Annotated in this window: 24 protein-coding genes and 2 tRNA genes; 16 read left to right on the top strand and 10 right to left on the bottom strand. The window is 64.5% G+C overall.

Features of this window, described 5'->3' with window-relative positions:
• Nucleotides 1–113: 113 nt before the first annotated feature.
• Nucleotides 114–1376, bottom strand: a complete 1263-nt coding sequence (gene purD / locus H163_RS0103360; protein WP_019963133.1) for a phosphoribosylamine--glycine ligase — start codon at nt 1374–1376, stop codon at nt 114–116.
• A gap of 111 nt (nt 1377–1487) precedes the next feature.
• On the opposite strand from purD, the gene H163_RS0103355 reads away from it, so the two are divergent.
• Nucleotides 1488–1964, top strand: coding sequence for a GNAT family N-acetyltransferase (locus H163_RS0103355; RefSeq protein ID WP_019963132.1), 477 nt, complete (start codon nt 1488–1490; stop codon nt 1962–1964).
• A 127-nt stretch (nt 1965–2091) separates the two neighbouring features.
• Nucleotides 2092–3045 carry a 4-hydroxybenzoate octaprenyltransferase gene (gene ubiA, locus H163_RS0103350; RefSeq protein WP_019963131.1) on the top strand — a complete coding sequence of 318 codons (954 nt, stop codon included), beginning with the start codon at nt 2092–2094 and terminating at the stop codon, nt 3043–3045.
• Between the two features lie 3 nt (nt 3046–3048).
• Here the strand turns inward: ubiA and H163_RS23575 are convergent, their stop codons facing one another.
• Both H163_RS23575 and H163_RS0103340 read right to left on the bottom strand, forming a co-directional pair.
• A complete protein-coding gene (locus tag H163_RS23575; protein WP_051105306.1) occupies nt 3049–4305 on the bottom strand; it encodes a GGDEF domain-containing protein in 1257 nt (418 codons plus the stop codon).
• 202 nt (nt 4306–4507) lie between these two features.
• Complete coding sequence (locus H163_RS0103340) at nt 4508–5107, bottom strand: DUF6101 family protein (protein ID WP_208975296.1); 600 nt, start codon at nt 5105–5107, stop codon at nt 4508–4510.
• 246 nt (nt 5108–5353) lie between these two features.
• On the opposite strand from H163_RS0103340, the gene H163_RS0103335 reads away from it, so the two are divergent.
• The 6 genes from H163_RS0103335 to lpxK are packed head-to-tail and all read left to right on the top strand — an operon-like array spanning nt 5354 to nt 10849.
• The gene (locus H163_RS0103335; protein WP_019963128.1) at nt 5354–6697 is read left to right on the top strand and encodes a TldD/PmbA family protein; all 1344 of its coding nucleotides are present in this window, start codon (nt 5354–5356) and stop codon (nt 6695–6697) included.
• On the top strand, nt 6684–7481 hold the full coding sequence (locus H163_RS0103330) for a 3'(2'),5'-bisphosphate nucleotidase CysQ (protein WP_019963127.1): 798 nt from the start codon (nt 6684–6686) through the stop codon (nt 7479–7481). Before H163_RS0103335 ends, H163_RS0103330 begins: the two co-directional genes overlap by 14 nt.
• 48 nt (nt 7482–7529) lie before the next feature.
• Entirely contained in the window at nt 7530–7775 is a 246-nt protein-coding gene (locus H163_RS0103325; protein ID WP_019963126.1) for a DUF4170 domain-containing protein, read from the top strand.
• 38 nt (nt 7776–7813) lie between these two features.
• Entirely contained in the window at nt 7814–8512 is a 699-nt protein-coding gene (locus tag H163_RS0103320; protein ID WP_019963125.1) for a lysophospholipid acyltransferase family protein, read from the top strand.
• The gene (locus tag H163_RS0103315) at nt 8505–9827 is read left to right on the top strand and encodes a 3-deoxy-D-manno-octulosonic acid transferase (protein WP_019963124.1); all 1323 of its coding nucleotides are present in this window, start codon (nt 8505–8507) and stop codon (nt 9825–9827) included. The genes H163_RS0103320 and H163_RS0103315 overlap by 8 nt, the downstream gene beginning before the upstream one ends.
• Nucleotides 9824–10849, top strand: a complete 1026-nt coding sequence (gene lpxK, locus H163_RS0103310; RefSeq protein WP_019963123.1) for a tetraacyldisaccharide 4'-kinase — start codon at nt 9824–9826, stop codon at nt 10847–10849. Before H163_RS0103315 ends, lpxK begins: the two co-directional genes overlap by 4 nt.
• 332 nt (nt 10850–11181) lie before the next feature.
• On the opposite strand, the gene H163_RS0103300 is transcribed toward lpxK, so the two are convergent.
• Complete coding sequence (locus tag H163_RS0103300; RefSeq protein WP_040678048.1) at nt 11182–11406, bottom strand: DUF2093 domain-containing protein; 225 nt, start codon at nt 11404–11406, stop codon at nt 11182–11184.
• 288 nt (nt 11407–11694) lie between these two features.
• Here H163_RS0103300 and tldD point away from each other — a divergent pair, with 288 nt between their 5' ends.
• The 3 genes from tldD (at nt 11695) to H163_RS22090 (ending at nt 14840) form a co-directional block, all read left to right on the top strand.
• Nucleotides 11695–13074, top strand: coding sequence for a metalloprotease TldD (tldD, locus tag H163_RS0103295; protein ID WP_051105317.1), 1380 nt, complete (start codon nt 11695–11697; stop codon nt 13072–13074).
• A gap of 33 nt (nt 13075–13107) precedes the next feature.
• Nucleotides 13108–13722, top strand: coding sequence for an HAD family hydrolase (locus H163_RS0103290; RefSeq protein WP_019963120.1), 615 nt, complete (start codon nt 13108–13110; stop codon nt 13720–13722).
• Between the two features lie 83 nt (nt 13723–13805).
• Nucleotides 13806–14840, top strand: a complete 1035-nt coding sequence (locus H163_RS22090; protein ID WP_081625948.1) for an IS110 family RNA-guided transposase — start codon at nt 13806–13808, stop codon at nt 14838–14840.
• 500 nt (nt 14841–15340) lie between these two features.
• Here H163_RS22090 and H163_RS0103280 read toward each other — a convergent pair whose 3' ends face one another.
• Entirely contained in the window at nt 15341–17299 is a 1959-nt protein-coding gene (locus H163_RS0103280; RefSeq protein ID WP_026355397.1) for a tetratricopeptide repeat protein, read from the bottom strand.
• A gap of 917 nt (nt 17300–18216) precedes the next feature.
• On the opposite strand from H163_RS0103280, the gene galE reads away from it, so the two are divergent.
• Nucleotides 18217–19221 carry a UDP-glucose 4-epimerase GalE gene (gene galE / locus H163_RS0103275; protein ID WP_019963117.1) on the top strand — a complete coding sequence of 335 codons (1005 nt, stop codon included), beginning with the start codon at nt 18217–18219 and terminating at the stop codon, nt 19219–19221.
• Nucleotides 19222–19293: 72 nt separating this feature from the next.
• Here the strand turns inward: galE and H163_RS0103270 are convergent, their stop codons facing one another.
• The 3 genes from H163_RS0103270 to H163_RS0103260 all read right to left on the bottom strand — a co-directional run bounded on the left by H163_RS0103270 (nt 19294) and on the right by H163_RS0103260 (nt 20958).
• Nucleotides 19294–20376, bottom strand: coding sequence for a hypothetical protein (locus H163_RS0103270; protein ID WP_026355396.1), 1083 nt, complete (start codon nt 20374–20376; stop codon nt 19294–19296).
• Nucleotides 20373–20636 (bottom strand): spike base protein, RCAP_Rcc01079 family, encoded by a 264-nt coding sequence (locus H163_RS0103265; protein ID WP_019963115.1) that lies wholly within the window; start codon nt 20634–20636, stop codon nt 20373–20375. Before H163_RS0103265 ends, H163_RS0103270 begins: the two co-directional genes overlap by 4 nt.
• A 247-nt stretch (nt 20637–20883) precedes the next feature.
• Nucleotides 20884–20958 (bottom strand) — tRNA-Gln (locus tag H163_RS0103260).
• 313 nt (nt 20959–21271) lie between these two features.
• Here H163_RS0103260 and H163_RS0103255 point away from each other — a divergent pair.
• Nucleotides 21272–21348 (top strand) — tRNA-Pro (locus tag H163_RS0103255).
• A 182-nt stretch (nt 21349–21530) separates the two neighbouring features.
• Here the strand turns inward: H163_RS0103255 and H163_RS0103250 are convergent.
• Both H163_RS0103250 and H163_RS22085 read right to left on the bottom strand, forming a co-directional pair.
• A complete protein-coding gene (locus tag H163_RS0103250; protein WP_019963114.1) occupies nt 21531–22016 on the bottom strand; it encodes a peroxiredoxin in 486 nt (161 codons plus the stop codon).
• Between the two features lie 125 nt (nt 22017–22141).
• Entirely contained in the window at nt 22142–23050 is a 909-nt protein-coding gene (locus tag H163_RS22085) for a protein-disulfide reductase DsbD domain-containing protein (protein ID WP_019963113.1), read from the bottom strand.
• Between the two features lie 154 nt (nt 23051–23204).
• On the opposite strand from H163_RS22085, the gene H163_RS0103240 reads away from it, so the two are divergent.
• From H163_RS0103240 to H163_RS0103230, 3 genes are all read left to right on the top strand, one after another.
• Nucleotides 23205–23819 carry a YqgE/AlgH family protein gene (locus tag H163_RS0103240; RefSeq protein ID WP_019963112.1) on the top strand — a complete coding sequence of 205 codons (615 nt, stop codon included), beginning with the start codon at nt 23205–23207 and terminating at the stop codon, nt 23817–23819.
• Nucleotides 23820–24019: 200 nt separating this feature from the next.
• Nucleotides 24020–25426, top strand: coding sequence for a threonine synthase (thrC, locus tag H163_RS0103235; protein ID WP_019963111.1), 1407 nt, complete (start codon nt 24020–24022; stop codon nt 25424–25426).
• A 228-nt stretch (nt 25427–25654) separates the two neighbouring features.
• The gene (locus H163_RS0103230) at nt 25655–26941 is read left to right on the top strand and encodes a M16 family metallopeptidase (protein WP_026355394.1); all 1287 of its coding nucleotides are present in this window, start codon (nt 25655–25657) and stop codon (nt 26939–26941) included.
• Nucleotides 26942–26962: the final 21 nt, after the last annotated feature.

Below are 26962 nucleotides of genomic sequence, written 5' to 3'. Positions count from 1 at the left end.
GGATGGCCGCAGCGCAGGGCGGGCGCAAGGGAGATGCGGTCTTGCGAGAACAAGAAGCCCGGCACAGCGGATGCCGTGCCGGGCTTCTTCAGAACAATGCGTGCTGTCTGCTCTCAGAGGGCGCGCCAGGCGATGTCGCGGCGGCAGAAGCCTTCGGGCCAGTCGATCAGATCCACGGCCTTGTAGGCCCGTTCGCGGGCTTCGGCGACGGTCTTGCCGGTGGCGGTAACGTTCAGTACGCGCCCGCCCGTTGCCAGAATGCGCCCGCCATCAGCCTTGGTGCCGGCGTGGAAGACTTTGACACCTTCCACCTTGCCGGCAGCCTCAAGGCCACGGATCTCGGTGTTCTTTTCGTAGGCGCCCGGATAGCCCTTGGCGGCCATGACGACGGTGAGGGCCACGTCATCGCTCCAGGTGGCCGTGTGCTGGTCCAGCGCGCCGTCTGCGGTGGCGATCAGCAGCGGCAGCAGATCTTCCTTGAGGCGCAGGGTGATGACCTGGCATTCCGGGTCGCCGAAGCGGGTGTTGTATTCGATCAGCTTCGGGCCATTCTCGCCGATCATGAGACCTGCGAAAAGCACGCCCTTGAACGGGGTGCCGCGCTTTGCCAGCGTTTCGATGGTCGGGAGGATGATCTCCTCCATGGTGCGGGCGATGATGGCATCGCTGGCGACTGGAGCGGGCGTGTAGGCGCCCATGCCGCCGGTGTTGGGGCCTTCGTCGCCGTCAAAGGCGCGCTTGTGATCCTGTGCAGCCACGAGGGGCAGGGCTGTCTTGCCGTCGGACAGCACGAAGAAGCTGGCTTCCTCGCCGGTGAGGAATTCCTCGATCACCACTTCCGCCCCGGCTGCGCCGAAGCTGCCGTCGAAACAGGCGTTCACTGCCGCTTCGGCCTCGTCCAGCGTCATGGCAACGACCACGCCCTTGCCCGCGGCAAGCCCGTCAGCCTTCACGACAATCGGCGCGCCCTGCTGGCGCAGATAGGCCAGCGCCTTGTCCTTGTCCGCAAAGCGGCCATAGGCAGCGGTCGGAATATTGGCTTCGGCGCACAGATCCTTGGTGAAGCCCTTGGAGCCTTCCAGCTGGGCAGCGGCCTTCGAGGGGCCGAAGGCCTTGATGCCGGCCTCCGCCAGATCATCGACGATGCCTTCCACCAGCGGGCCTTCCGGGCCGACGACAACGAAATCGATCGCCTTTTCCTTGCAGAAGGCAATCACGGCAGCGTGGTCTGCAACGTCCAGAGCAACGAGTTCGGCCTCTTGCGCAACACCGGCGTTGCCGGGTGCAGCGTAGAGCCGGGAGGTGAGCGGCGACTTGGCAATGGCATAGGCGAGGGCGTGTTCACGGCCACCGGAACCGATGAGGAGAATATTCATGGGCAAGCTCTCACGTCTGCGCGGCATCGCCGCTGGGCCTTCCAGAGTTGCGGCGCGGATTAGCACGGCAGGCCGGGGGCGGCAATCCGCTGAGACGCCGGAGAGCTCCCGATGATGCGGCCCGGCGGCTTTTCGCTGATGCTTGGAACGGCTGTCACGGCGCCGCGTATTGTCGAACTCGCGGGCCGCATGCGCGGTGAAACGGGGCTGCCAATGACACGGGCGCAGGAAAGCGCGCTGCGCATGCTGATGGTGGATGCAAATCTGGGCCGGGCGTGGCTCGCCAATTTCCGGGATCAGCCTGCGGGCTATGCCGTTGCGTTCTTCCGTCATTCGGTGGAAATGGCCGGCCGTCTGGCGCTCTTCGGCGAGTTCTACATCGCCCCGCAGGCCCGCGGGCGCGGGCTGGGCCGCCGTCTCCTGCGCGGGGCCTGTGCCGATCTTGCCGATTTCGGCATCCGCCATTTCCAGGCCGCAGCGCCGCAGAATTCCGTGGCAGCTGGATTGATCCTGTCCGAAGGCTTTGGCCTCAGCCCGCTTACGGTCTATGAGCGGGAGATCGGCGAGGAAGACGATCTGGGGCCATGACTGCCCATGCTTGATGAGGCTGGCAGCCGGGAATGGGATTGGAAGATCCGGTTACATGGCGGACGTAAGGCTTCAGGCCGCTGCCAAGGGCTCGCCAGCAGCGGCAGGGTCGTGGTAACGAAGGAGCATGAGTCTCAAGATTTTCGGCACCCGCGACACGGGCCCGGTTTCTGATGCTGTGAAGCGTCACTGGGTCGACACCAAACTGCCCGCCTGGGCCCGGCCTTATGCGCGCCTTGCGCGCTGGGAGCGGCCCATCGGCTGGCAATTGCTGCTGTGGCCGTGCCTGTGGTCATCCGCGCTGGCGGCGGTCGCGGCCGGAAATGCCTATCCCAACCCTTGGCATATCCTGCTGTTCCTCATCGGGGCGGTGGCCATGCGCGGGGCAGGCTGCACCTATAACGACCTTGTGGACGAGAAGATCGACGCGCAGGTGGAACGCACCCGCTCGCGGCCGATCCCCGCCGGACAGGTGACCCGCGCACAGGCCAAGCTCTTCATGGCGCTGCAGGCGCTGGTGGGCGGGCTGGTGCTGATCCAGTTCAACCTGTTCACGATCGTGCTTGGCCTCGCCTCGCTGCTCGTCGTGGCCATCTACCCCTTCATGAAACGCTTCACCAACTGGCCGCAGCTGTTCCTTGGCTTTGCCTTCTCCTGGGGCGCGCTGATGGGCTGGGCAGCCCTGTTCGGCAAGCTCGATACGGCGCCTTTCCTGCTTTATGCTGGCGGCATTCTCTGGACGATCGGCTATGACACGATCTACGCCCATCAGGACAAGGAAGACGATGCGCTGGTGGGTGTTCGCTCCACTGCAAGGCTGTTCGGATCCTGGACGAAAGCGGCGCTGGTGGTGCTTTATGCCGGCGCAACGGTGCTTTTTGCCCTTGCTGCGGCGCTTGCGGATGCGGGGCCCTTTGCCTTTGCCGGCATTGCGCTGGGCGCGCTGCATCTGTTCTGGCAGATCGTGGTGCTGGATATCGATGATGGCGATCAGTGCCTGAAGCTCTTCCGCTCCAATGACCGCTATGGCTGGATTGTCTTCGCAGGCCTCTGCCTGGAGGCGCTGGTCAGCCGCTTGTGATGGCTATTGGGCGGCAGATGCCACGGGCAGATGCAGCACCTGAATAACGGAAGCGTTCGCCTCCATCTCTTCTTGCTGGCCCGTTACGGGTTTGTCATGGCCGTTGCGAACCATGTTTCTGCCCGCACGTTTGGCTGAATAAAGCCCACGGTCAGCGGTGGCCAGCGTCTGCTCCAGGCCATTGGCGCCGCTTCGGCCTGCGGCGATGCCTGCACTGACGGTGACGGGCATGGCACCGCCTGATCTGCGCAAGGCCTTTTCGGCAAAGTCAGAGCGCAGCCGGTCAGCCACCGCTTCAAGTGTGCGGATGTCCGTATCCGGCAGGAAGACGGCAAACTCCTCGCCGCCAAGCCGGGCCGCGAAGTCGCCTTTGCGGGTGTTCTCGCGCAGAACATCGGCAAAAATCGTCAGCATTTCGTCGCCGGCAGCATGCCCATGAAGGTCGTTCACCTGCTTGAAGTGGTCCAGATCGAACAGGGCCACGGCAAAGGGCTTGCCGGCAAATGCATGCTTCTCCAGCCAGCGGCCTGCATCATCGAAAAAGGCGCGGCGGTTGGAGAGCTCGGTCAGCGGATCGCGCAGAGCCTGTTCCCGCAGCAGCCGTTCTTCCCTCTCGATGATCATCGCAAAGGCAGAGATGATGGTCGCGAGTGTGGAGATGATGAGCGTGAGAAGGTAGATGGCCGTCATGTTAGACCTGAGGGCAGCATCAAAGCTATCCAGCCCAGCGAGCGAGAAGCCGAGAGCCATGGCCATCTTCGACAGGACCTCGAAGGCCATGCTGTCGCGAAGCCATTTCGCTGATCTCAACCGGTCGTGATTGTACTTGCGGGTGACCTGGATCGAAGCGAGCAGGAGCAAAATGACCAGTGAGTTGACCAGAACCACGCGCGCCAGGAAGTTGTCGTAAAACACAGGCACAAGGCACATGGACGTCCAGAGAGAGGCAGGCGCTGCCGTCACCATCCAGCTTTCATGCTTGTTCCAGAACATTTTGATGGCCCTGAGGCGCAAGCTCATCGCCAGCAGAATTATGCCATTGCCGGCTGCAATGCTCGAAAAGTCCGGGATGTGTCCGCGCAGGCTCACGAGGAAAATTCCAGCGCCCATCAGGCCAAGAGCAACAGCCCAGTAGCGGACGCTGTCGGCGTGGGCGCTTGGTCTTCTGACAGAAAAGCGGAACACAAGCATCAGCATGCCTGCGCCCATCAAAAGCATGAGCGTGACAGCAGTCGAAAGCGTGACTACATCAAGTTGCATAAGATCTTGTTCCTGCCCGGAAGGTGGCAGATCTAGCGCAGAAAATGCTAAAATATCCGTTAGGTCAAATGCGTAGAGTGCGAAAAAATTTGCTTCGCTGTGACAAGCAGCCGGTGATCTGAAAACAGAAGATCATAGACAGAAGAGGCGGCCCCGGGCCGCCTGACTGCTTTCTGCCGCAAGCTCTGCCGAACTTCTGAACTCAGTGCCGCGCGATGATCTCGCGCTCGCCGCGATGTACCGGCTGCAAGGCAAGGCCACGGCCCGGCTTGCGGCGGTTCAGGAAGCGGGGGCGGTGGCCGGTGAGGGCATAAACCTTGCGCCGCAGGCAGGACCTTGCGGGGAAATGCGGCTGCGCCGCATCCTGAATGGTCGAGACGCTGCCGTCCGGCTCCACAATCTGAAGCGGCAGGTTGAGCGCTTCAGCCCAGCCGGCCCAGTCCTCGGCCAGATCCTCGGCATTGTCCGCCTCGCGCAGTGTAAGGCACAGAGCGGGGTCCGGATGGCGCAGGAAGAGCCGCGCCACCAGCGTGCCAAGAAGTCCCGCCGGGCGGATTTCCACGGCAATGCCTTCAAAGACATTCAGCGGAACCACCAGCGTCAGCGGCAGTCCGGCCAGCGGGCGCTTGATGATGGCGGTGTCACGGTCCAGATAGACCCTGGCAGCGACGCGGGCGCTGCCGGCAGCAGGCGGCGCGCTCATGGTGGTGTCGAATCTGACGGGGAGGGTTGCCGGGTCGAGCCGCTCTGCGCGGCCCGCCCCGGCCTCCAATGCTCCGTCGATAGCTGTCTGACGTCCCAATTGCCTCTCCATCGGGCCCTTGTTTTTGCGGTGGGCCTCGTGAATGACATCAATCTACGCAGCAGCCGGTGGGCATTGCCTTAACAGGCGTGGTTAAGAAAAGATGATCTGATTCAGGGTTATCAAAGACTAACCAGTTACTTAAGGAAAAACTTACTTTGCTTGTCCGCCCCGGCGGTCACGCCGGTCTTGCCGCCTGTGCGCCCGCGCCTTAAACAGGGGCATGACAAGGAGAAAAGACCAGCCATGAGCGATCTCGTCGACAAGCGGGTACTGGAAGAGCGGGCAGCGCGCCTTGTGGAGGCTGCGCGCCGTGCGGGCGCCGATGCCTGCGATGCGGTGGCCATCACAGGTGTTTCCCTGGGCGTCGAGGTGCGGGAAGGCAAGGTCGAGGAAACCGAGCGCGCCGAGGGCGACGACGTCACCCTGCGCGTCTTCGTGGGAAGGCGCACCGCCTCCGTCTCTGCCAACACGCTGCAGGACCTGGACGGCCTTGCTGCCCGCGCCGTCGCCATGGCCCGTGTGGCGCCGGAGGACCCTTATGCCGGTCTTGCGGAAGAGGAGCGTCTTCTGAAGACGCTGCCGGAGCTGGAGCTTCTGGATACGCATCAGCCGTCCGCCGATGAACTGAAAGAGATGGCGCTGGCTGCCGAGGCCGCAGGCCTGTCCGTTGCCGGTGTCAGCCGGTCCGGCGGGGCGAGCGCCTCCTGGCGGCTGGGCGGCATGGTACTGGCGACGAGCCACGGCTTCACCGGCTCCTACACCAGCTCCCGCTTTGGCCTGTCCATGACGGCGGTGGCCGGTGAGGGCACGGCCATGGAGCGTGATTTCGACTTTGATTCCCGCACATTCTTCGCCGATATGGACGCCCCGGCTCTGATCGGCCAGCGCGCGGGCGAGCGGGCGGTGCGGCGGCTCAATCCGAAGAAGCTGTCCACCCGCAAGGGGCATGTGATTTATGAAGCGCGTGCGGCGCGCAGCCTGCTGGGGCATCTGGCCGGAGCCATCAATGGCGCGGCCATTGCCCGTGGCACCAGCTTCCTGAAGGACCGGATGAACGAACGTGTCTTCGCGCCGGGCATCCGCATCAGCGACAATCCGCACAAGCCGCGCGGCGCAGCCACACGCCCCTTCGACGGCGAGGGCACCGGTGCGCTGCCACTTGATATGATCGAGGACGGTTTCCTGCGGCACTGGTTCCTGGACGGGGCAACCGCGCGCGAGCTTGGCCTTGCTGCCAATGGCCGTGCCCACCGGGGCGGTTCCGGCACTTCGCCCGGTGCCACGAACCTGACGCTGCATCCGGGCACGGAAAGCCCGGAGGAGATGATGCGCGCCCTCGGCTCCGGCCTGCTGGTGACGGATCTGATCGGCCATGGCGCCAATGGCGTGACGGGTGACTACTCACGCGGGGCGTCCGGCTTCTGGTTCGAAAACGGCGAGCTCGTCGAGGCGGTCAGCGAGATCACCATTGCGGGCAACCTCAAGGACATGTTCGCCCGGATGCGCCCGGCCAATGACCTGGATGCGCGCTATTCCACCGCCACGCCCTCTGTCGTCATCGAGGATCTGACCATTGCCGGAAACTGATGCTGGCCTTCTGGCGGATCTTGCGCTTCTGGAAGCGGCTGCCCGCAAGGCCGGGGAAATCACCCTCGGCTTCTTCGGGCGCGATCCGCAGACCTGGATGAAGGCGGGCAGTTCGCCCGTCTCCGAGGCCGACATGGCGGCGGATGCCTATCTGCGCGAGACGCTGCTCGCCGCCCGGCCGGATTATGGCTGGCTGTCGGAGGAAACGGCGGATACACCCGACCGGCTCAGCAAGGCGCGTGTCTTCGTGGTGGACCCGATCGACGGCACCCGGGCCTTTCTCGCCGGCAAGGACGAGTGGACGATTTCGCTGGCGGTTGTTGAAGACGGACGTCCTGTGGTGGCGGTGCTGCTCAATCCGGTGCGGGGCGAGCTTTTCAGCGCCGTCACGGGCTGCGGCACCCGCCTCAACGGGCGGCTGGTGACGGCACGTGTGCGTGAGGACCTGACGGGGGCAACGCTGTTGGGGCCTCAGGGCCTGCTCAACCGGGCGGCCGAAGAGGGCGGCATCGTGCCTTCCGGCACCATCGGCTCGCTGGCCTACCGCATCGCCAAGGTGGCCGCCGGAGATGTGGACCTTGCCGCCGCGCGGGCCAATGCCCATGATTGGGATCTTGCGGCTGCCGATCTTTTGGTGCAGGAAGCGGGTGGACGGCTGACGGACTGGTCCGGCGCTGCATGTCTTTACAACCGCGAGGCGCTGCAGCACCCGGAACTGGTGGCCGCCGGTGAGGCGCTGTCGGTGAAGGCTTCAGCCTTCCTGCGCGGCCTGAAGCTGCGCTGAGGCCCCGCGCCACCTGATTGCCGCAAGACAAGACGCAAGGAGCACATCGTGACGAACAGCACCGGAAACGAGCCCAAGCAACTGCTGCATCTGGTTTTCGGCGGTGAGCTGGAAAGCCCGGAGGGCCTGACCTTCCGTGATCTCGAAAAGCTCGACATCGTCGGCATCTACCCGAATTACGCGACGGCCTACACCGCCTGGAAGAGCAAGGCGCAGGCCACCGTCGACAATGCGCATATGCGCTATTTCATCGTCCACATGCACCGCCTGCTGGACCCGGAAACCGCCGCCTGAGAGCCTCTTGATCCCTCGGGCGCGACGTCAGGAACAGAATGCTTAAGAAACTCGGCCGGAATCCCGCGCTGTTGAAGGCCGCTGGCTTGCTGCTGGCGGCTTACCTGCGTCTTGTGCGCAAGACGAACAGCATGGTCATTGATCCGCCGGATGCCTATGAGCGGCTGCAGCCGCACCGGCCCTTCATCTGCGCCATGTGGCATGGCCAGCATTTCATGATGCCCTTCACCCGGCCGGATGACTGGGACGTGCATGTGATGATCTCCCGCTCTGCGGATGGCGAGATCAATGCCACGGCGGCTGAAAAGCTGGGCCTGAAGCTGATCCGTGCCTCGGGCAGCCAGAAGTCCTACCAGATCACCAAGCGCGGCGGCATGCGCGGCTTCATCGAGGGCCTGCGCGTGCTGAAGGAGGGCGGCATCATGGCCCTGACGGCCGATGTGCCGAAAGGCCCGGCCCGTGTTGCCGGGCAGGGCATCGTGCAGATGGCCCGCTACTCCGGCCGCCCCATCGTGCCCTTCGCCATTGCCACCAGCCGCTTTCTCTCCTTCAACAGCTGGGACAAGGCGAGCCTGAACCTGCCGTTCGGCCGCGCTGCCATCGCCATCGGCGAGCCCATCTATGTGGCCAATGATGCCGATGACGCGGCGCTGGAAGTGGCCCGCCTTGCCGTCGAGGCAGGCCTCAACGAGGTGACCGCCCGCGCCTATGCCCTGACCGGGAAACGCCATGGCTGACGCGCGCGCCGCTGCCGCCGCCTCTTTCCCCTTGCGCGCTTATGGAGCCGTGGCAGGGCTGGCCCTGCCGGTCCTCAAGCTGCTGCATGCCTCCCGCGTGCGGGCGGGCAAGGAGGATCCGGCACGGCGCGGCGAGCGTTTCGGCATTGCCACCCGCCCGCGCCCGCAAGGCCGGCTGGTCTGGCTGCATGCGGCCAGTGTTGGCGAAACCAACTCGGTGCTGCCGCTGATAGAGCGCTTGACGGGCGAGGGCACCAGCGTGCTCCTGACCACGGTAACGCGCACATCGGCGGAAATAGCCGCGCAACGCCTGCCGCAGGGCGCCTTCCATCAATACGCCCCCTTTGATGCACCGCAGCTTGTCCGACGGTTTCTGGGCCACTGGCAGCCGGATCTGGCGCTGGTGGTGGAATCGGAGATCTGGCCCGGCACCTTCGCCCGGCTGGCGCGGATGGGTGTTCCGCTTGCCATCATCAACGGGCGCATGTCGGCCCGTTCCGGCGCCAAGTGGGAGAAGAGCGGCGCTTTCGGCCGTGCCGTCTTCGGCTGCGTCAGCCTGTGCCTCGCCCAGAGCGAGGCGGATGCCGCACGCTACCGCAAGCTCGGCGTTGCTGATGTGCGCTCCCCCGGCAACCTGAAATTCGACGCCGCCGCACCGCAGGCTGATCCTGCCGCCGTTGCAGCCCTGTCGGCGCAGATGGCAGGCCGTCCGCTTTGGCTCGCCGCGTCCACCCACCCGGGCGAGGATGAAACCGTGCTCGCCGCTCACAAGCACCTGGCGGAGCGCTTTCCCGGCCTGCTGACGCTGCTGATGCCGCGCCATCCGGTGCGCGGCGGTGATATCGCGGCACTCGCCTCAGGGGCTGGCCTTAAGGCGGCGCAGCGCTCCTGCGGGGCGTTTCCGGACGCGGATCTTGATGTCTATATCGCCGACACGCTGGGCGAGATGGGATTGTTCCTGCGGCTGGCGCCGGCTGTCTTCCTCGGCGGGTCCTTTGCGCCCGTGGGTGGCCACAATCCTGTGGAGCCGGCGCAGCTTGGCGTGCCGCTGGTCACCGGGCCGCTCGTTGCCAATGCCCGGGCCGTCTACCGCGACCTGTGGGATGCGCAGGCGGCCGTGCGCGTCGATGATCCGGCAGAACTGGGCCCCGCCATCGCCCGGCTTCTGGCCGATGAGCCGGGGCGCAAGGCCATGGCTGCACGCGCCTTTGCGGTGGCGGAGGCGGGCGCAGGCGCGCTGGATCGCACGCTGGAACATCTGCGGCCTTTGCTCTACGCTGACAGTGGTGCAAGGGACGGGATTTCCGGGGAATGAGAACGGCTCCAGCCTTCTGGTGGCATGACAGGATCAGCCTGAAGGCCGCACTGCTTTCGCCTCTCTCCTTCATTTACGGCGCGGTCTCCGGCCGCCGGATGCGTCAGGCGCCTTCCGCCCATGCCAGCCTGCCGGTCATCTGCATCGGCAATTTCGTCGTGGGCGGGGCGGGCAAGACGCCCTTTGCCCTGAAACTCTGCGCCCTGCTGCAGGCTGAGGGGCACAAGCCGGTTTTCCTGCTGCGCGGTTATGGCGGGCGGCTGAAGGGCCCGGTGCTGGTGGACCCGGAAAAGCACAGCGGCGCCGATGTGGGCGACGAGGCCTTTCTGCTGGCCGCCGCAGCGCCCACGATCGTCGCTGCCAACAGGCCGGAGGGCGCGGCCTTCGCTGCTACGCTGGAAGCAAGCCTTATCCTCATGGACGACGGCTTCCAGAACCCGGCGCTGGCCAAGGATCTGACGCTGGCTCTGGTGGATGCTGAAGTCGGCACCGGCAACGGGTTATGCCTGCCTGCCGGGCCTTTGCGCGCGCCGCTTGCCACCCAGATCCGCAAGGCCGATGCGCTGGTGGTGGTGGGCGAGGGCGCCCGCGCAGCCAAGGCCGTGCATCTTGCCGCCCGGCGCGGCCTGCCGATCATCGAGGCAAAGATCACGCCCACCAATGGCACAGAGTTCGAGGGGCAGAAGGTGATGGCTTATGCGGGCATCGGACGGCCGGAGAAATTCTTCGCAAGCCTTGCCGCCACGGGGGCCGAAGTGGTGGAGGCCCGCGCCTTTGGCGATCATCACCCCTATTCGGAAGCCGAAGCCCAGAGCCTTCTCACCCGAGCCGAGACAGACAACCTGCAACTGGTGACCACCGCCAAGGACATGGCCCGCATCGAAAGCGCCGAGGGCGAAATCTACCGCTGGCTTGCCAAGCGCTCCGCCGTGCTGGAAGTGGACATGCGCATCGAGCCGCAATCCCGCCTCATGGACCTCATCGCCGAAACCCTCCGCCGCCGCCCCTTCCGCAGCCGGTGAGGGGGCTGCAGCGGAGATCTGGCAGTCATGTCACGGAAGCGCGTATTCTGAGCGCAGATCCTGCCCTCTTGCCATGACTGCGGCGCAGTTGGCTGAACCAGCGGGCAGAGAAACCCTCACAGGTCCCGGCTCAAGGCCGGGACGGCACAGTGGGGATGGTCAGGCTGCGTTCTTTGAACTTGGAGAAGGTGGAATTGCCCCAGAAGGCAATCATTTCTCCGCGCCGTCCCGGCCTTGAGCCGGGACCCGCAAGGGACGCAGGGCATGTCATGCCCGATCCCCCGCTGTCCCGCATGCACAGAGGGGCAAATCCGCCCCGGACAGAAAAAACCTCAGAGGTCCTTGCCCTCGAACTGCACGAAGCGGGTGTGGGCGGCGGCGGGGTCCACATAGGCCTCCTGGCGCTCCACGTTCCAGTATTTGAGCTCATCCAGCGGAATGGCCTGCCCGGTCACGGCACAGCGCACGAAGGTGCCGGGAGACTCGATCTGGAAATCACCATCCAGATAGCGCAAACGCGCCTCACCCGGCATGCGCGGGGTTTCCATACGGTTCATCACATCTCTCTCCTGCATCCGGCCCACCCCTGAGGCAAGCCCCAACTCTTGCGCCGGTTATGGCCGGAAGCCGGGGGATGGTCAATGCCGGGGGCTTGAGACTGGCGGAAGTGAATGCCGGGGCTCATCCACAGGGGGATGAATTCCCCCACCTGACCCGCTATGTTACCTCAAAACCGGTGCCGCCTGCGCCGGGTCCCTATTCCGCCGTTCAGTTGAAAGACACCGATGAGCCAGTCCCCTTCTGCCGCCGCAATTCCGGATCTGATTGAAGCCACGGGGCTTGGGATGGAGGCGGCGCGGCGGATTGTGGGGGAGGCGCTGGCGGGGGCGGATGACGGGGAGCTGTTTGTGGAATACCGGCAGTCGGAAGGGCTGGTGTTCGACAATGGCCGCCTGAAGGGCGCCAATTACGACACGTCGCAGGGCTTTGGCCTGCGGGCTGTCTGCGGTGAGGCGGCTGGTTATGCCCATTCGGGCGAGATTTCGGAAGCGGCGCTGAAGCGGGCGGCGGATGCGGTGTCTGCGGTGCGCTCCGGCCATGCGGGCAGCTATGCCGCCGCGCCCGCCCGCACCAATGTGCAGCTTTACCCGGATCTCAACCCTCTGGCGGGGCCGAGCTTCGAGGAGAAGGTGAAGCTGCTGCAGGAGATTGATGCCTTTGCGCGGGCGCGTGATCCGCGCGTGCGGCAGGTCACGGCCTCCATCGGCGGCTCCTGGCAGGTGGTGGACATTCTGCGGGCCGATGGGCACAGGGTGCGTGATGTGCGGCCCATGGTCAGCCTGTCCATCTCCGTGGTGGCGGCTTCTGGCGAGCGCATGGAAACCGGCTCCTTCAGCTGCGGCGGGCGCGAGGGCTTTGCCCGCTTCATCACGCCGGAGGCCTGGCAGGCGGGTGTGGATGAGGCGCTGCGCCGGGCGCTGGTCAATCTGGAGGCGGTGCCTGCGCCCGCCGGTACGTTTGATGTGGTGATGGGCCCCGGCTGGCCGGGCATCCTGCTGCATGAGGCGGTGGGCCACGGGCTGGAAGGGGATTTCAACCGCAAGAAGACGTCCGCCTTTGCCGGGCTGATGGGCCAGCGCGTGGCGGCCCCCGGCGTGACCATTGTGGATGACGGCACGATTGCCGGCCGGCGCGGCTCCATCACCGTGGATGACGAGGGCACGCCCTCGGCCTCAACGCCGCTGATCGAGGACGGCATTCTGGTGGGCTACATGCAGGACCGGCAGAACGCCCGGCTGATGGGCATGAAGCCCACCGGCAATGGCCGCCGCCAGTCCTTTGCGCATATTCCCATGCCGCGCATGACCAACACCATCATGATGGGCGGCGACAAGGACCCGCAGGAAGTCCTTTCCTCGGTGAAGAACGGCATTTATGCCGTGTCCTTCGGCGGCGGGCAGGTGGATATCACCAGCGGCAAGTTCGTCTTCTCCTGCACGGAAGCCTACCGCATCGAGAACGGCAAGGTCGGCGCGCCGCTGAAGGGGGCGATGCTGATCGGCAATGGCCCGGATGCGCTGACCCGCGTCAGCATGATCGGCAATGACATGGCGCTGGACCCGGGCATGGGCACCTGCGGCAAGCAGGGGCAGGGGGTGCCGGTGGGCGTCGGCCAGCCATCCCTGCGGCTCGACGGGCTGACCGTCGGCGGCACGGCGGTCTGATTCTTTGCCTTTGCTCCTGTTGCGGGACCTTGCATGACCATCAGCTTCGTCATCTTCGACATGGACGATGTGCTCTATGATTTCGACCGGCAGGCCCGGTGTGAGGCGCTGGAGCGGCTGACCGGCCGCCCGCGCGGCCTGTTCGAGCCCGCCATCTGGGGCTCGGGCTGGGAGGCACGGGCAGAAGCGGGCGATCCGGCAACGGCGGAAGCCTATCTGGCGGGCTTCGCGCAAGGCCTTGGCCATCCCATTTCCGAGAGTGACTGGGCCCGCATCCGTCAGTCCGTCATGCGTCCGCGACCGGCTGTGCTGGCGCTGGCCAATGCGGTGAGCGAGCAGGCCGATACGGCGCTTCTCACCAACAATGGCATGCTGCTGGGCAAGGTGCTGGGCCACTGCGCACCGGAGGTGATCGACATCTTCGGCGAGCAGGCGCATGTCTCGGCCGAATTCGGCGCCCGCAAGCCTGACCCTGCCGTCTATCTGCGCCTGTGCGAGCGCTACGGCCATGATCCGGCGGCAACGCTGATGGTGGACGACCTGCCGGAGAATATCGAGGGCGCGGAGGCTGCGGGCCTCAAGGGGCATCTCTATGAGACACCTGAGGGCCTGCGCGCCGCTTTGCGCGGCTTCGGCTTCGAGGTTTAATACATCCCATACATGAGGTTGCTGCTCCCCAGAGCGGGGGAGATCATCCGCCTTGGTTTGTCGAAGACCTAAGGAGAGCAGCGATGGAATATTACGTTGGATTGGACGTCAGCCTCAAGAGCACACATATCTGCGTTATGGACCAGGAGCGGCAGGTAGTGTGGCGTGGGAGCGCGGATACGCAGCCGTCGATGATTGCGGAACGGCTGAAGAGATGGCAGGGCCATCTTGCGAAAGTTGGTCTTGAGACGGGTTCTCTGACGCCTTGGCTCTACCACGAGCTGAAGGGTTTGGGTTTTCCGGTCATCTGCATGGATGCGCGGCGTGCTGCGGATGCGCTGAAGGCACGGCCAGAGAAGACGGACAAGGCAGATGCGCAGGCGCTTGCCGAGATGCTGGCGAGCGGCTGGTATTCACCGGTGCATGTGAAGACGATGGAAAGCCATCGGCTGAAAGCGCTGCTTGGTGCGCGCGAGCAGTTGGTCAACGTCAAGCGCCAGCTTTACGGGCAGGTGCGGGGGCTCTTGCGCCCGTTCGGCATCAAGATTTCGGCACGTGCCGGTGCAAAACGGTTTGACGAGGAGGTCCGTTCTTCCTGCAATCAGCACGAGGTGCTGTATATCGGGATCAGCGCCCTGCTCGACACGCTTGCGCGGGTTGAGCTCGAACTGGCAGGACTGGACAGGAAGGTGCGCCAGATCACGGCGGCATCGAAGCCGTGCTGGCATCTGATGTCGGTGCCAGGTGTTGGCCCGCTTACCTCTCTGGCCTTTGTGGCGACGGTGGAAGACCCTGAGCGGTTTCGAACCGCCAAGTCGATCGGCTCCTACATCGGCCTGACACCCAAGAGGTATCAGTCGGGTGACCGGGATGTGACAGGCTCGATCTCCAAGCAGGGCGACGAGATGTTGCGGCACTATCTCTATGAGGCGGCAGGCTGTCTGCTGACGACGGTGACCGCACCTTCCGCCTTGCGAAGCTGGGGTTTGAAGCTGGCCAAACGGCTGGGTCCCAAGCGTGCACGCACGGCGGTTGCCCGCAAATTGGCGGTCCTGCTGCTTGGGCTTTGGAAGAGGGAGGATCATTTCCGCGCCGCCCCTGGTGGCAGAGCTTTATAGAAATCGGGATCGTGAAGTTCGTTCGCAAACAAACCCTCAGTGTCCATGAGGTGAAGCGACCGGACCGGGACGGACGAATGCGAGACAGTTGGATGCGGGCCAAAGTTAAGACCCCGTTTGATACACTGCATCGCCCCCCCCTGGATGTGAAGCGAAAAGCCCCGGATAGTGGTGACGGACTGGGACAGACCGCACACCGAAGAGAACCATGGGACGCTTTTAATCTTCGACCGGAGTGGACTGGGAAATGCGAACAAAAATCTTGACGCAGCAGCCAAATGTAGAGAACCAGCACTCAATGAGCTTGACACATCGGGAGTTGGTCAAGCCCGTGCGGCGCATGAGCCAATTCAAGGCTTGATGCGTCAGTATCGAAAGCCTTGGTATGAGGCGTGGTGGTTGTCTTTTGCCGCCGGCCAGAGATGCCGGATTGCCCCGTTGGCAGTGATGGCACGCGCGGGGGCGCGGGCCATCACTGGAGATCGTGTCAGCCTGGGTGATCAGGCGCCGGCTGCGATGCGGACGGCGATCAGACGGGCGGCATCGCCCGTTAATGGCCCCTGACGGCAGCGCTCGCCGGAAGGGCCTGCATCACACAGCGCGCTGATGGCGCGGATGGTGTCCCGGGTGAGCAGGCCGTTGAGCGGCCCCTTGTACAGCCCGCGCGCCTGCATCTCATCCTGCACGAGATAGACAAAGGCATTGGCATTGGACCAGCGCAAGGTGGTGAGCAGGTTGAGGCGCGTCTGCTGCGGGGCCTGCCTGAAAGCTTCGGCCAGGGCGGCGAAATCGGCGCGGGAACTGGCGGAAACACCGCGGATCATAAGTTCTTCGCGCGCCACAAAATCCGGCCTCAGAAGGGCGGCATGGGCGGCGAGTGCGGCCCGCGCCTTGGCCGGATTCGGCTTCAGCTGCTTGCCGGCGCCGCTGCGGTGGAGGCTGACGAGCCGCCGCGCCGCATCCGCGTTGCCGGAAGCTGCCGCTTTTTCCAGCCTGGCCAGCGCACCGGCAGGATTGGCCCTGGTGCCCTTGCCATGCAGCATCCACTCGGCGGACAGCACGGCGGCCGCCGTAATGTTCCGCGCCTCCGCTTCCTTCAGATAGGCCGCGGCCTTTGCTTGGCTCGACTGGCGGCCGAACTGGCCGTCCATATGCCCCCGGGCAAGATCAAGCAGTGCGCTGCTGTTGCCTTCCGCTGCTGCGCGCTCCAGGTGGGAGAGGGCCTTGCCCGGGTTCTGCCCGGCCAACTGGCCGGTCCGGTAGGCATTGCCAAGGCGCAGCAGGGCCGTGGCATTGCCCTGCGCTGCGGCCTCCTCAAGCAGCCGGATTCCTTCGCCTCTGTCTGCCGGGATGAGTTCGCCGCGCAGCAGCACATCCGCAAGGGTCAGCATCGCGGAGGCATTTCCAGCCTCGGCCTGCTCCCGCAGCAGGCCGATGCCCTTCTCCGTGTCCTGCGGCTCGCCCTGGCCCCAAAGCGCGGCCTCGGCCAGCCGGAGTGCTGCGTTTGATGCACCGGCCGACTGGGCCGCCTCGAAGGCGGCCAGCGCCTTCGCCGCATCGGCCGGCACGCCGATGCCATCGCGGTAGATTTCCCCAAGGCGGAGAGAACTGGCGGCGTTTCCGGCCTCTGCGGCCTGGGTCAGGTATTCCACGGCCCTGTCGCCATCCACCGGAATGGGGCCGCCGCGCGAATAAAGATCGCCCAGGGTGTGAAGCGCCCAGCGGTCGCCGGTCTCCGCCACTTTGCTCAGCAGGGCAAGGCCCTCTTCCGGGCTGGCTTCAACGCCCTCGCCGTTGATGAGAGCTAGAGCATAAGCACGCTTGCCGCCGGTATTGCCGTTGTCTGCGGCGGACTTGAAGAAGGCGGCTGCCTTGGCCTGATCCTGTTCAACGCCAATGCCGTTCCGGTAAATTTCGCCCAAGCGGAGAGAGCTGGCGGCATTTCCAGCTTCTGCCGCGCGGGTCAGATAGTCAACCGCTTTTGCGCCGTCCATCGGAATGGGGCCGCCGCGCGAATAAAGGTCACCCAGAGTGTGAAGCGCTCCGCGGTCACCGGTCTCCGCCACTTCGGTGAGCAGGGCAAGGCCCTCTTCCGGATTGGCTTCAACGCCCTCGCCGTTGATGAGGGCACGGGCATAGGCGCGCCTGCCGGCGGCATTGTCATTGTCTGCGGCCGATTTGAAGAAGGCGGCTGCCCTGGCCTGATCCTTGTCAACGTCAATGCCGTCCCGGTAGATTTCCCCCAGGCGCACCTTACTCCAGTCGTTCCCGGCTTCGGCGGCACGGGTCAGATAGTCAACGGCCCTGGCGCCATCCACCGGCACCAGGCCGCCACGCGAATAGAGATCACCAAGGGCGTGGAGGGCATCCTTGTCGTCCGCCGAGGCCGCGTCTTCCAGGTGCTGCAATGCGGTCTGCGACGCGGCTTCGTCCGTGCCCTGCCGCACGACCTCGCGCAATTCCTGTATGCTTGGCGTCTCCGGCGCTGTCTGCGCGAGGCTTTCAGAGACTCCCGGCAGGACTATTGCTGACGAGAGCAAAAGACATGCGGCGGCCATCCTGCCGAAACGGGGCAGAGCGGCACGGCGCCAAAAAGAACTGGTCTTTCCACTATTTAGGTCAAGATTTAGATCAAGGTTCAGGTATGGTATTGGCATGACAAATTGCCTCCGGAATGCAGGTGAAAATCAAGTATGAGAATGATCGTGATCATTAAAATTTTAAACAGGCATGTCAACCTTTGTCATTTGATTTGACGGCTGTTTATTTCTAGGCGTTTCCTAAATATAGTGGGCGAACTTTATTTGGTGGGATTTTTTACCGCATCAATGTTCGTGCCGGGTGATAAATAAAACAGCAAGTCTTACGGTTTGTTGCCGGGGCGGGCAGGTGATACCAGCTCCCGATAAGCTTGACGCATCGGGATCCGGTACAGCCTGAGCGGCACCCGCGCATTTTCACGGCGTCATGCGGCAGCATTGCGGCGCCTTGAGATTGAACGGCGTCATACCCGTCCTGACCGGATGCCACGGGCACATGACCCCGCGGGCCAGGACCGGATTTCCAGAAGACGGGGCATCGTCAGACGGGGCACTGTCCGCTGGCTGCGCCTCCGCCGCCCGGAGGGCGTTGAAACCGGTCATGCGAATACGGGCGAGCAATGCAATTGCCGCAGCCTGATTTCTGCGGGCTGTTTTTTCCGAAGAAAAACATGCGGTTGCCGGAAATGAGATCGGCCCGTGTGTTGGCCGGTGAGCTGGATGGATCTGCTGAAGCGGCGCTTGCAGTCTGCCGCCGCATGGGGCAAAGCTGCCATGATTGCGCTGGAGCTCCGCCCGCCGGTACGGTCCTGGTTTCGAAGGAAAGACAATTTGCCATGACGACACTCATCACCGGCGGCGCCGGTTACATCGGCAGCCACATGGCCCATTGTCTTGTGCGGTCGGGGGAGAGTGTCGTGGTGCTCGACAATCTCACCACCGGCTTCGGCTGGGCGCTGCCTGCCGGGGCGCATCTGGTGGTGGGCGATGTGGCCGACACCGCGCTGGTGGGCCGTCTGCTGGCGGATCACGGCATCGAGGCGGTGATCCATTTCGCCGGGTCTGTCATCGTGCCGGAATCGGTCTCCGACCCGTTGAAATATTACCGCAACAACACTTCCGCCTCGCGCAGCCTGATCGAGGCCTGCGTCACGGCCGGGGTGGACAAATTCATCTTTTCCTCCACCGCTGCGGTCTATGGCGATCCGTCGAGCGTGCCGGTGCCGGAGGATGCGCCGCTGGTGCCGCTTTCGCCCTATGGCATGTCCAAGCTGATGACGGAACTGATGCTGAAGGATGTCAGCGCCGCGCATGACTTCCGCTACACGGCGCTGCGCTATTTCAATGTGGCCGGGGCTGATCCGCAGGGCGCGACGGGGCAGAGCACGCCGCAGGCGACGCATCTCATCAAGGTGGCCTGCGAGACGGCCCTTGGCCAGCGCCCGCAGATGAGCCTGTTCGGCACGGATTATGAGACGGCAGATGGCACGGGTGTGCGCGACTACATCCATGTAAGCGACCTTGTGGAGGCGCACAGGCTGGCGCTTCTGCGGCTGCGGGCGGGTGGCGGCAGTGCGGTGATGAACTGCGGCTACGGCGAGGGCTATTCCGTGCGGCAGGTCATCGAAACGGTGAAGGCCGTTTCGGGCGTCGATTTCAAGGTGGTAGAGGCTCCGCGCCGGGCGGGCGATTCGCCGCTGGTGGTGGCCGACAGCGCCCTTGCCAGGCAGGAATTGGGCTGGCAGCCGAAATACAATGATCTGGAGCTGATCGTCCGCCATGCCTTTGCCTGGGAAGAAAAGTTGAAGGCCCGCCGCGTCAACTCTGTCCAGCCGGACTGACGAGGCCGGGGCAGGGGATTTCCCCGCCCCGCATCAGCCGGTGGCATGGCGTCATCAGGCCGCAGCGCCGGCCTAGGCCCATCCGGTGGCGCTGACCAGCGGGACGGCGCCAAAGGGGCTGGAGGGCACGGCGATGCTGGCCGGACCTGCGGAGGTTTCGGCGGCAGTGCCGAGTTCCAGTGTGGCGCCGGTCCCGGCAGTCAGCACAACGGCACGCGTGCCCCGTGGCAGATGAAGGGTCAGGGCATCGGCTGGCCGCGACACGGCCGTGCCGCGTGCCGGCACCGGGGCGCTGAGGCCGCGGGCCGCGAGTGTTGCGGCTGTTGTGGCTTCCAGATGCGCGCCTGCCAGCCGCAATGTCATGTCAAACGTGCCAAAAAGACCAAATTCCAGGCCAGCCCTGACGTCTGCCGTAGCGGCACTCTGAACGGTGCGGTTGATCTCGAAACGCGCAAGCCCCGCCTGAGCGTGGGCCGGAGGCACAACAGTCTCCAGATGTTTGAAGAGAAAAACATTGCTGGCGTTCATCTCAGAGAGGCGCAGGCGGCAGCTGACATTGGCGAGGCTTCCGCCAGTCACGCCCAGATGGATGCCGAACAGCACCGGGCTGCCCGGCGTCACCGGCATGTGTGTGAGTTCGGAACTGGAGAAGAAGATCTGCAGATCCGAAGCCGTCGATGTCCCCCAGAGGCGGATGTCCACCGAGGGCAGCCCCCTGTCGCTGCCCACCTGCACGATGCGGCCGGAAATAGCCGCTCCATCCACCCGCGATTGACGCCAGGTGGCGGGCATGCCGTTCAGGGTGTCCGTGGTGGAAAGGGTTGCGCCTTCGCCCGTATTGTCAGGAATGGCATTGCTGACCGAAGGGGAGAGGAACAGCCCCCGGTCCGTGCGGGCAGGCTCATGGGCGGCAAAGCTCTGATGGCTGCCGTCCAGGCTGGGCGCCAGCGCTTCGCCGCCGCGCGCCAGGCTGAAGGCAGCCGCCGGGGAGATGTTGCGGTTGCCCGCCATGTAGCGGTGCTTGCGGAAGTCGGCGGCATAAACGGCCCCGCGCGGCCACCAGCCGCCGCGCCGTTGCGGTGTGGCAAGGGCAAGGCCCAGCACCGGCCCCAGACAGAGGCTGGGTGCCGCGAGAGAGGAAGCCGCGGCGCTCACAGCAGGCCGACCAGGCCCGAGGCGGTGGTGCCGGTGGCTTTCACCGCCGTGGCGCGCAGCGGCAGCAGGCAGCCATCGGGCACATTGGTGAGGGTGATGGCCGCCCCGCTGCGCAGCGTCAGGACGATTGACCCGCCGGTGCCGACATAGATTGCGCGCACCACTTCGCTCAAGGTGGTGCTGTCGCTGGGGGTGATGGAAAAACCGTGGCTGGCGGGGGCTGTCAGGCCGGCGCCATGGCTGTCGAAGCGGTCCGTCATCGCATCTGTCTCCTTGCAGCAGGCCGCGCCTGCGAGGAGGACAGAATAGGGCTGCCGGAGGAGCAGGGGATAAGCGGCCGGCAGCGTGACGCTGGCAGGCGCTTGAGCGCAAACAGGCTGGCGGTGGGGCGGAGCCGGGGCCGCGGAACTGGTCCTTCCGGAGCAGCCTAACTAAAATTTTCGAATATTTTCAGGTGCTTACAGGTGCCGTTTTTCGGCGGGCTTCGGCAAAATTAGCGAAGACGGATGGCTGGGGCGGGAGGATTCGAACCTCCGAATGTCGGTACCAAAAACCGATGCCTTACCACTTGGCGACGCCCCAGAATGAGGAACAAGCGGTGTGTGACCGCGCCTCAGGCGCGCTGTATGCCTCAAGCCCGGCGCGGGCGCAAGTCTTCCGGTCAAACACCTTCCACACATCCACATGATGCGCAGGGCCGCATTTCGTGAAACAGGAGAGGCGGTCAGGGACTTATCCACCGCCCGGCGGCAGATTGTGGAGCACTGGCAAACTTTCTTTGCCGATGTGCGTGAGGGGGGCTTGCGGGGCAAAAAAAGCGGTGCTAATACCCGCCACATCGACGGGGCAGCGCCCCGGCGGTTCCCGGCCCGGGCTTCCCGGTGCTCGACTGGATCGGAGTGTAGCGCAGCCTGGTAGCGCACCTCGTTCGGGACGAGGGGGTCGAGTGTTCGAATCACTCCACTCCGACCATCCAGTTTTCTTCCAAAAAGTTCAGATAGATAGCCGCCCTTGGGCGGAACAATCATGCCGTTTGCGCCGCCATTGCGGATAGCGCCGCACACTCTGCGCCGCCCCTGACTCATCCACAAAGAAAAAGCCGGAGACATGCGCCTCCGGCCTTATGTGTTCCCGTTCCAGTTTCCCGAACTGGATCAGAGCGCTTCCAGCATCGCGGCGGCACCGGAAACGGTGGCCTGGCCGGGGGCGTCTTCCACGTTGAGGGCGGAGACAACGCCGTCCTTGGCGATGAGGGCGAAGCGCTTGGAGCGGATGCCCATGCCGAAGCCGGAGGCGTCCAGCTCAAGGCCCAGTTCCTTCACATAGGACGCGCTGCCATCGGCGAGGAAGAGGATCTTGTCACCGGCGCTGGTGGCCTTCTTCCAGGCATCCATGACGAACATGTCGTTCACGGAAACCACGGCGATGGTGTCCACGCCTTTGGCCTTGAAGGCATCGAAATGCTCGACGAAGCCCGGCAGGTGATTCATGTGGCAGGTCGGGGTGAAGGCGCCCGGCACACCGAACAGGACAACGGTCTTGCCGTTGAAGATGTCGCTGGCCTTCATCTCCACCGGGCCGTCGCCGCCGATGACCTTGAATACGCCGTCCGGCAGACGGTCGCCAATCTTGATGCTCATCCGGATCTCTCCACGTCCAAATAAAAACGCTTAAGGCACGCCGCAGCTCGGAAGTGCAAAAGCGGGCCGCCCTTCGACATAGGGTCATATGGCGGCGCCGTCGAGCCTTTTCAGCGGAAGGGGCGCTAGTGTGCCGGGCCGTCCGTCCGCCGGATGCTGCGGGTCCTGCCGTCGATCTCGTAGGTGGCCTCGACTGCGCGCCCGTCCGTCACCAGCATGAGGCGCAGGGGCAGGGCCTCTTCTGGTCCGCTCAGTCCCTTGAGGGACAGGCTCCAGCGGGCAGTGCTGCCGTCCCGCGCGCCCGGCTTGGGCAGGCCGGTGGTGGAATCTGCTGCGCCTTCGGCAAAGAGATCGGCCGTGGCGGCATCTCCCACATCAGCGGTGATGTCGAGCTTCAGCGCAGTTTTGCCTTCCCGGAAACTGAAGCCGGTCAGGCGCGGGCCTTCAGTCTCCTGCATGGCAACGGGCAGGGCGGCCCGCGCCGTGCTGATGAGCCGGGCGGCAATACGGTCGGGCTGGGGATCGGCAGCCAGATCCAGCGCAAAATGCGCTTCGGCGGGCACGCAGATCTGGTTGCAGACGCCGAAGAAGGCCTTGGCCTCCAGCCTGAGCGGCTTATCCGCTGCTGCTGGCGTCAGTTGCAGGGGCAGCAGAACGCTCTCCGTATAGACAATGGACTGGCTGAAGCCATCGTCATAACGCTCCGGGGCGGGGAAGGAGAGACTTCCATGCGCCAGATTCGTGCTTCCTTCGAAGGTGAGTTCCGGCGGAATGCCTGTCTCGCCCGGATAGCGCCAGTAAGTATGCCACTCCGGGTCAAGGGCGATTTCAAGGCCGGCCTCGTAGCTGCCATCGGGCGCCTTGCCGGCCACCACCAGCCGCACGGCGCCGCCCTCCACCATCTGCCACTCGGTGATGACGGCACTGGCCGGCGACGTACCGGCCAGCAGCAGGACGGAGCAGGCCGCTGCAAGGCGCTGTGCTGCAGAGCGAAGGGATGTTGCCGTCTGATCGTGGGGCTGAGATGAGGACATGCGAAAGGTGATAGCGCAAAGCCTGCACGGCGTCCTCCCCTTCTGTGGCCGGAGGGCGCTCATAACTCTGTGAACGTTGCAAAAATTGCCGGTGGTCAAAGCGTCAAGCAAGTTAACAAATCACCTGGCAGCAGGTAATCTCTACAGGGGTGCAATGCAAAAGGGAGGCTGCATGACACAAGGTTCGGACACAGGCTGGCTCGACGGGCAGTTTCTGATTGCCATGCCGAACATGCCTGACAGCCGGTTTGCCCACACTGTCATCTATCTCTGTGCTCACTCTTCTGATGGGGCGATGGGGCTGATCATCAATCAGCCATCCAACAGCCTGTCCGTGGCTGATCTTCTGGTGCAGCTCAACATCGTGCCGGAAGGCCAGTCGATCCGCCTGCCCAACGCGCTGCGCGGCATGAGCGTCTATCGCGGCGGCCCGGTGGAAACCGAACGCGGCTTTGTGCTCCATTCCGATGACTTCCAGCTGGAAAGCTCCACCTTGTCCATTCAGGACGGCATCTGCCTGACGGCAACGATGGACATTCTGAAGGCTCTGGCCGAGGGGCGCGGACCGTCGCAGGCCATGCTGGCCCTGGGTTATGCCGGCTGGGCGCCCGGCCAGCTGGAGCAGGAGATCCAGTCCAACGGCTGGCTGACCGGCCCGGCCGATCCGTCGATCCTGTTTGACGCCGAAATCGGCACCAAGTGGCAGAGAGCCTTGTGGCAGATCGGTGTTGATCCTTCCATGCTCTCCGGCGACTCAGGCCATGCCTGATGCGGGACGGGGCACCTGCAAGCCATGCTGAACCGGGCGGGCTGGTGTTCTCAAATGCAGTTTGCGCGCCTTGGCAAACTGTCTTATGGGTCATGGTCCCGGGACGCCCGTCCCGCCGAAGATCAAACGCCTGTTGACTGCGCCCGCCGCAAATTGGCCAGGGCGCAGGACTGTAGCCAGACATAAAGGGATCCGGCGCGGTGAGATATGTCAGTACGCGTGGTGACGCACCTGTTCTCGATTTCGCAGATGTTCTTCTTCAGGGCCTTGCCCGTGACGGCGGGCTTTACCTGCCCGAGACCTGGCCGCAGTTTGACGCCAAAACCATCGCAGGCTTTGCCGGCAAGTCCTATCAGGACGTCGCCTTCGAGGTGATCCGCCCCTTCACCGGCGGCACCATCAAGGATGCCGATCTCAAGCGCATGATCGATGAGGCCTATGCCACGTTCCGCCATCCGGCTGTGACGCCGCTGGTACAGATCGCACCGAACCGCTTCGTGCTGGAGCTGTTCCACGGCCCGACGCTGGCCTTCAAGGATGTGGCCATGCAGCTGCTGGGCCGGCTGATGGACCATGTGCTGAGTGAACGCAACCAGCGCGCCACGATCGTTGGCGCCACGTCCGGCGACACGGGCGGTGCGGCCATTGAGGCCTTCCGCGGCCGCGAGCGCACGGATGTGTTCATCCTCTTCCCGGAAGGGCGCGTGTCCGACGTGCAGCGCCGCCAGATGACGACGCCCACGGAAGCCAATGTTCATGCACTGGCGGTGGAAGGCAATTTCGATGATTGCCAGGCCATCGTGAAGGGCATGTTCAACCATTTCGATTTCCGCGACCGGGTGGGCCTGTCGGGTGTGAACTCGATCAACTGGGCGCGCATTCTGGCGCAGATCGTCTATTACTTCGTGGCAGGCGTTGCCGTTGGCGCGCCGCACCGCCCGGTGTCCTTCACCGTGCCGACCGGCAATTTCGGCGATATCTTTGCAGGCTACGCCGCCATGCGCATGGGCCTGCCGGTGGACAAGCTGGTGATCGCCACCAACCGCAACGACATTCTGGTGCGCACGCTGGAAACGGGCCGCTACGAGATGCGCGGCGTCTCGGCCACCATCTCCCCGTCCATGGATATCCAGATCTCGTCGAACTTCGAGCGGCTTCTGGCGGAAATGCATGGCCGCGATGGCGCCGCCGTGAAGGCCATGATGGGCAGCCTCTCCCAGTCCGGCAGCTTCACCATCGCTGATGGTCCGCTCGCAGAGATGCGCAAGCTCTTCGCAGCCGGGCGCTGCGGCGAGGATCAGACGGCTGCCACCATTGCCCGCACCCATGCGGAAACCGGCTACCTGCTCGACCCGCATACCGCCATCGGCGTGCATGTGGCCGAGGAGCTGGGGGAGAGCGAAGCGCCGATGGTTGTGCTGGGCACGGCCCATCCGGCCAAGTTCCCCGCCGCCGTCAAGGCTGCCAGCGGTGTCTATCCGGCTCTGCCCGAACAGCTGGAGCCGATGATGACCGCGCCGGAGCGCCAGAGCGTGCTGCCGGCGGATCTGGGCGCCATCGAGCGCCATGTCGAGGCAAACGCCCGCGCCGTGAAAGGCACGGCCTGAAACTGACGCGGGGAGGGGCGCAAGGCTGCTTGCGCCCCTTTCTGCTTGAGCTGCCATCTGGCCGTGCCCTAGGGTATGTGTCACAACAATGACAAGGGCTGGCAAAGGCCCGCAAGCCGTGAAACAGTATTGCCACAGCCGGAGCGCCGGAATGCCTGAGGGCAGGAGGGCTGAAACAAGGGCAGGCGTGACACGCCACCCGCTCCCCTGTGAGCCCGGGAGGACCGCATGGAAGTAAGGACGACCCGGTTGGCCAATGGGCTGACCGTCATCACGGACCGGATGCCGAGCCTGAAGACTGCGGCGCTCGGGGTGTGGGTGAGGACCGGGTCACGGGCGGAGGCACCAGAGCAGAATGGCATCACCCATCTGCTGGAGCACATGGCCTTCAAGGGCACCGCCACCCGCAGCGCCCGCCAGATTGCCGAGGAAATCGAGGCCGTTGGCGGTGAGCTGAATGCCTCTACCAGCGTCGAACACACCAATTACTATGCCCGGGTGCTGGCCGAAGACGTGCCGCTGGCCGCAAATCTTGTGGCCGATATCCTCAAGAACTCCGTCTTTGATGCGGAAGAACTGGCCCGCGAGCAGCACGTGATCCTGCAGGAGATCGGTGCCTCACTCGACAGCCCGGACGATCAGGCCTTTGATCTGTTCCAGTCCACCGCATGGCCGGGTCAGCCGTTGGGCCGGCCGATCCTTGGCACGCCCGAAACCCTGATGAGCTTCGACCGGGATTCGCTGACCCAGTATCTGGCCAACCGCTACCGGGGGCCGGACATGGTTCTGTCGGCGGCAGGCGCCGTGGATCACGACGAACTGGTGCGCATTGCGGAGGATCAGTTCTCCAGCTTCAGCGGCGAACAGGCGGCGCCTGTGGGCGAGGCCACCTATGCCGGCGGCGAGGGCCGTCTGGAAAAGGAGCTGATGGAGGCGCAGATCCTGCTGGGCTTCAAGGGCCAGTCCTATGCCTCGCCGGATTATTATGCCTCGCAGATCCTGGCCTCTGTGCTGGGCGGCGGCATGTCCTCGCGCCTCTTCCAGGAAGTGCGGGAAACGCGCGGCCTGTGCTATGCGATTTACTCGTTCCACTGGGCCTTCAACGACACGGGCCTTTTCGGCCTGCATGCGGCGACGGGCGAGGACAACCTCGAAGAGCTGATGCCGGTGATCCTGGGAGAGCTGGAGCGCGCAGGCAGCGACATTTCCGAGGAGGAGGTGGCCCGTGCCCGTGCGCAGATCCGCGCCGGACTGATGATGGCACTGGAGAGCCCTGCCGCCCGCGCCGGTCAGATCGCCCGGCAGATGCTGATCCATGGCCGCACGCTGAGCCTTGAGGAAGTGTCGCAGCGCATCAATGCGGTGACGGCCGAGAGCGTGCGCCGTGTGGCATCGGACATCTTCACCTCCAGCCAGCCGACGCTGACGGGCCTTGGCCCCATCGGCAAGATGATGACACTGGACGAGGTGCAGCAGCGCCTCAGCGGCCCTGTGCCGCAGCGCGCCTTCGCCTGAACCGGGCCGGGATAAGGAGGG

The sequence above is a fragment of the Pannonibacter phragmitetus DSM 14782 genome (assembly GCF_000382365.1).
Lineage (GTDB): Bacteria > Pseudomonadota > Alphaproteobacteria > Rhizobiales > Stappiaceae > Pannonibacter > Pannonibacter phragmitetus.
Note: the sequence above shows the minus strand (reverse complement) of the source record. Positions and strands in the feature narration are given on the sequence as shown.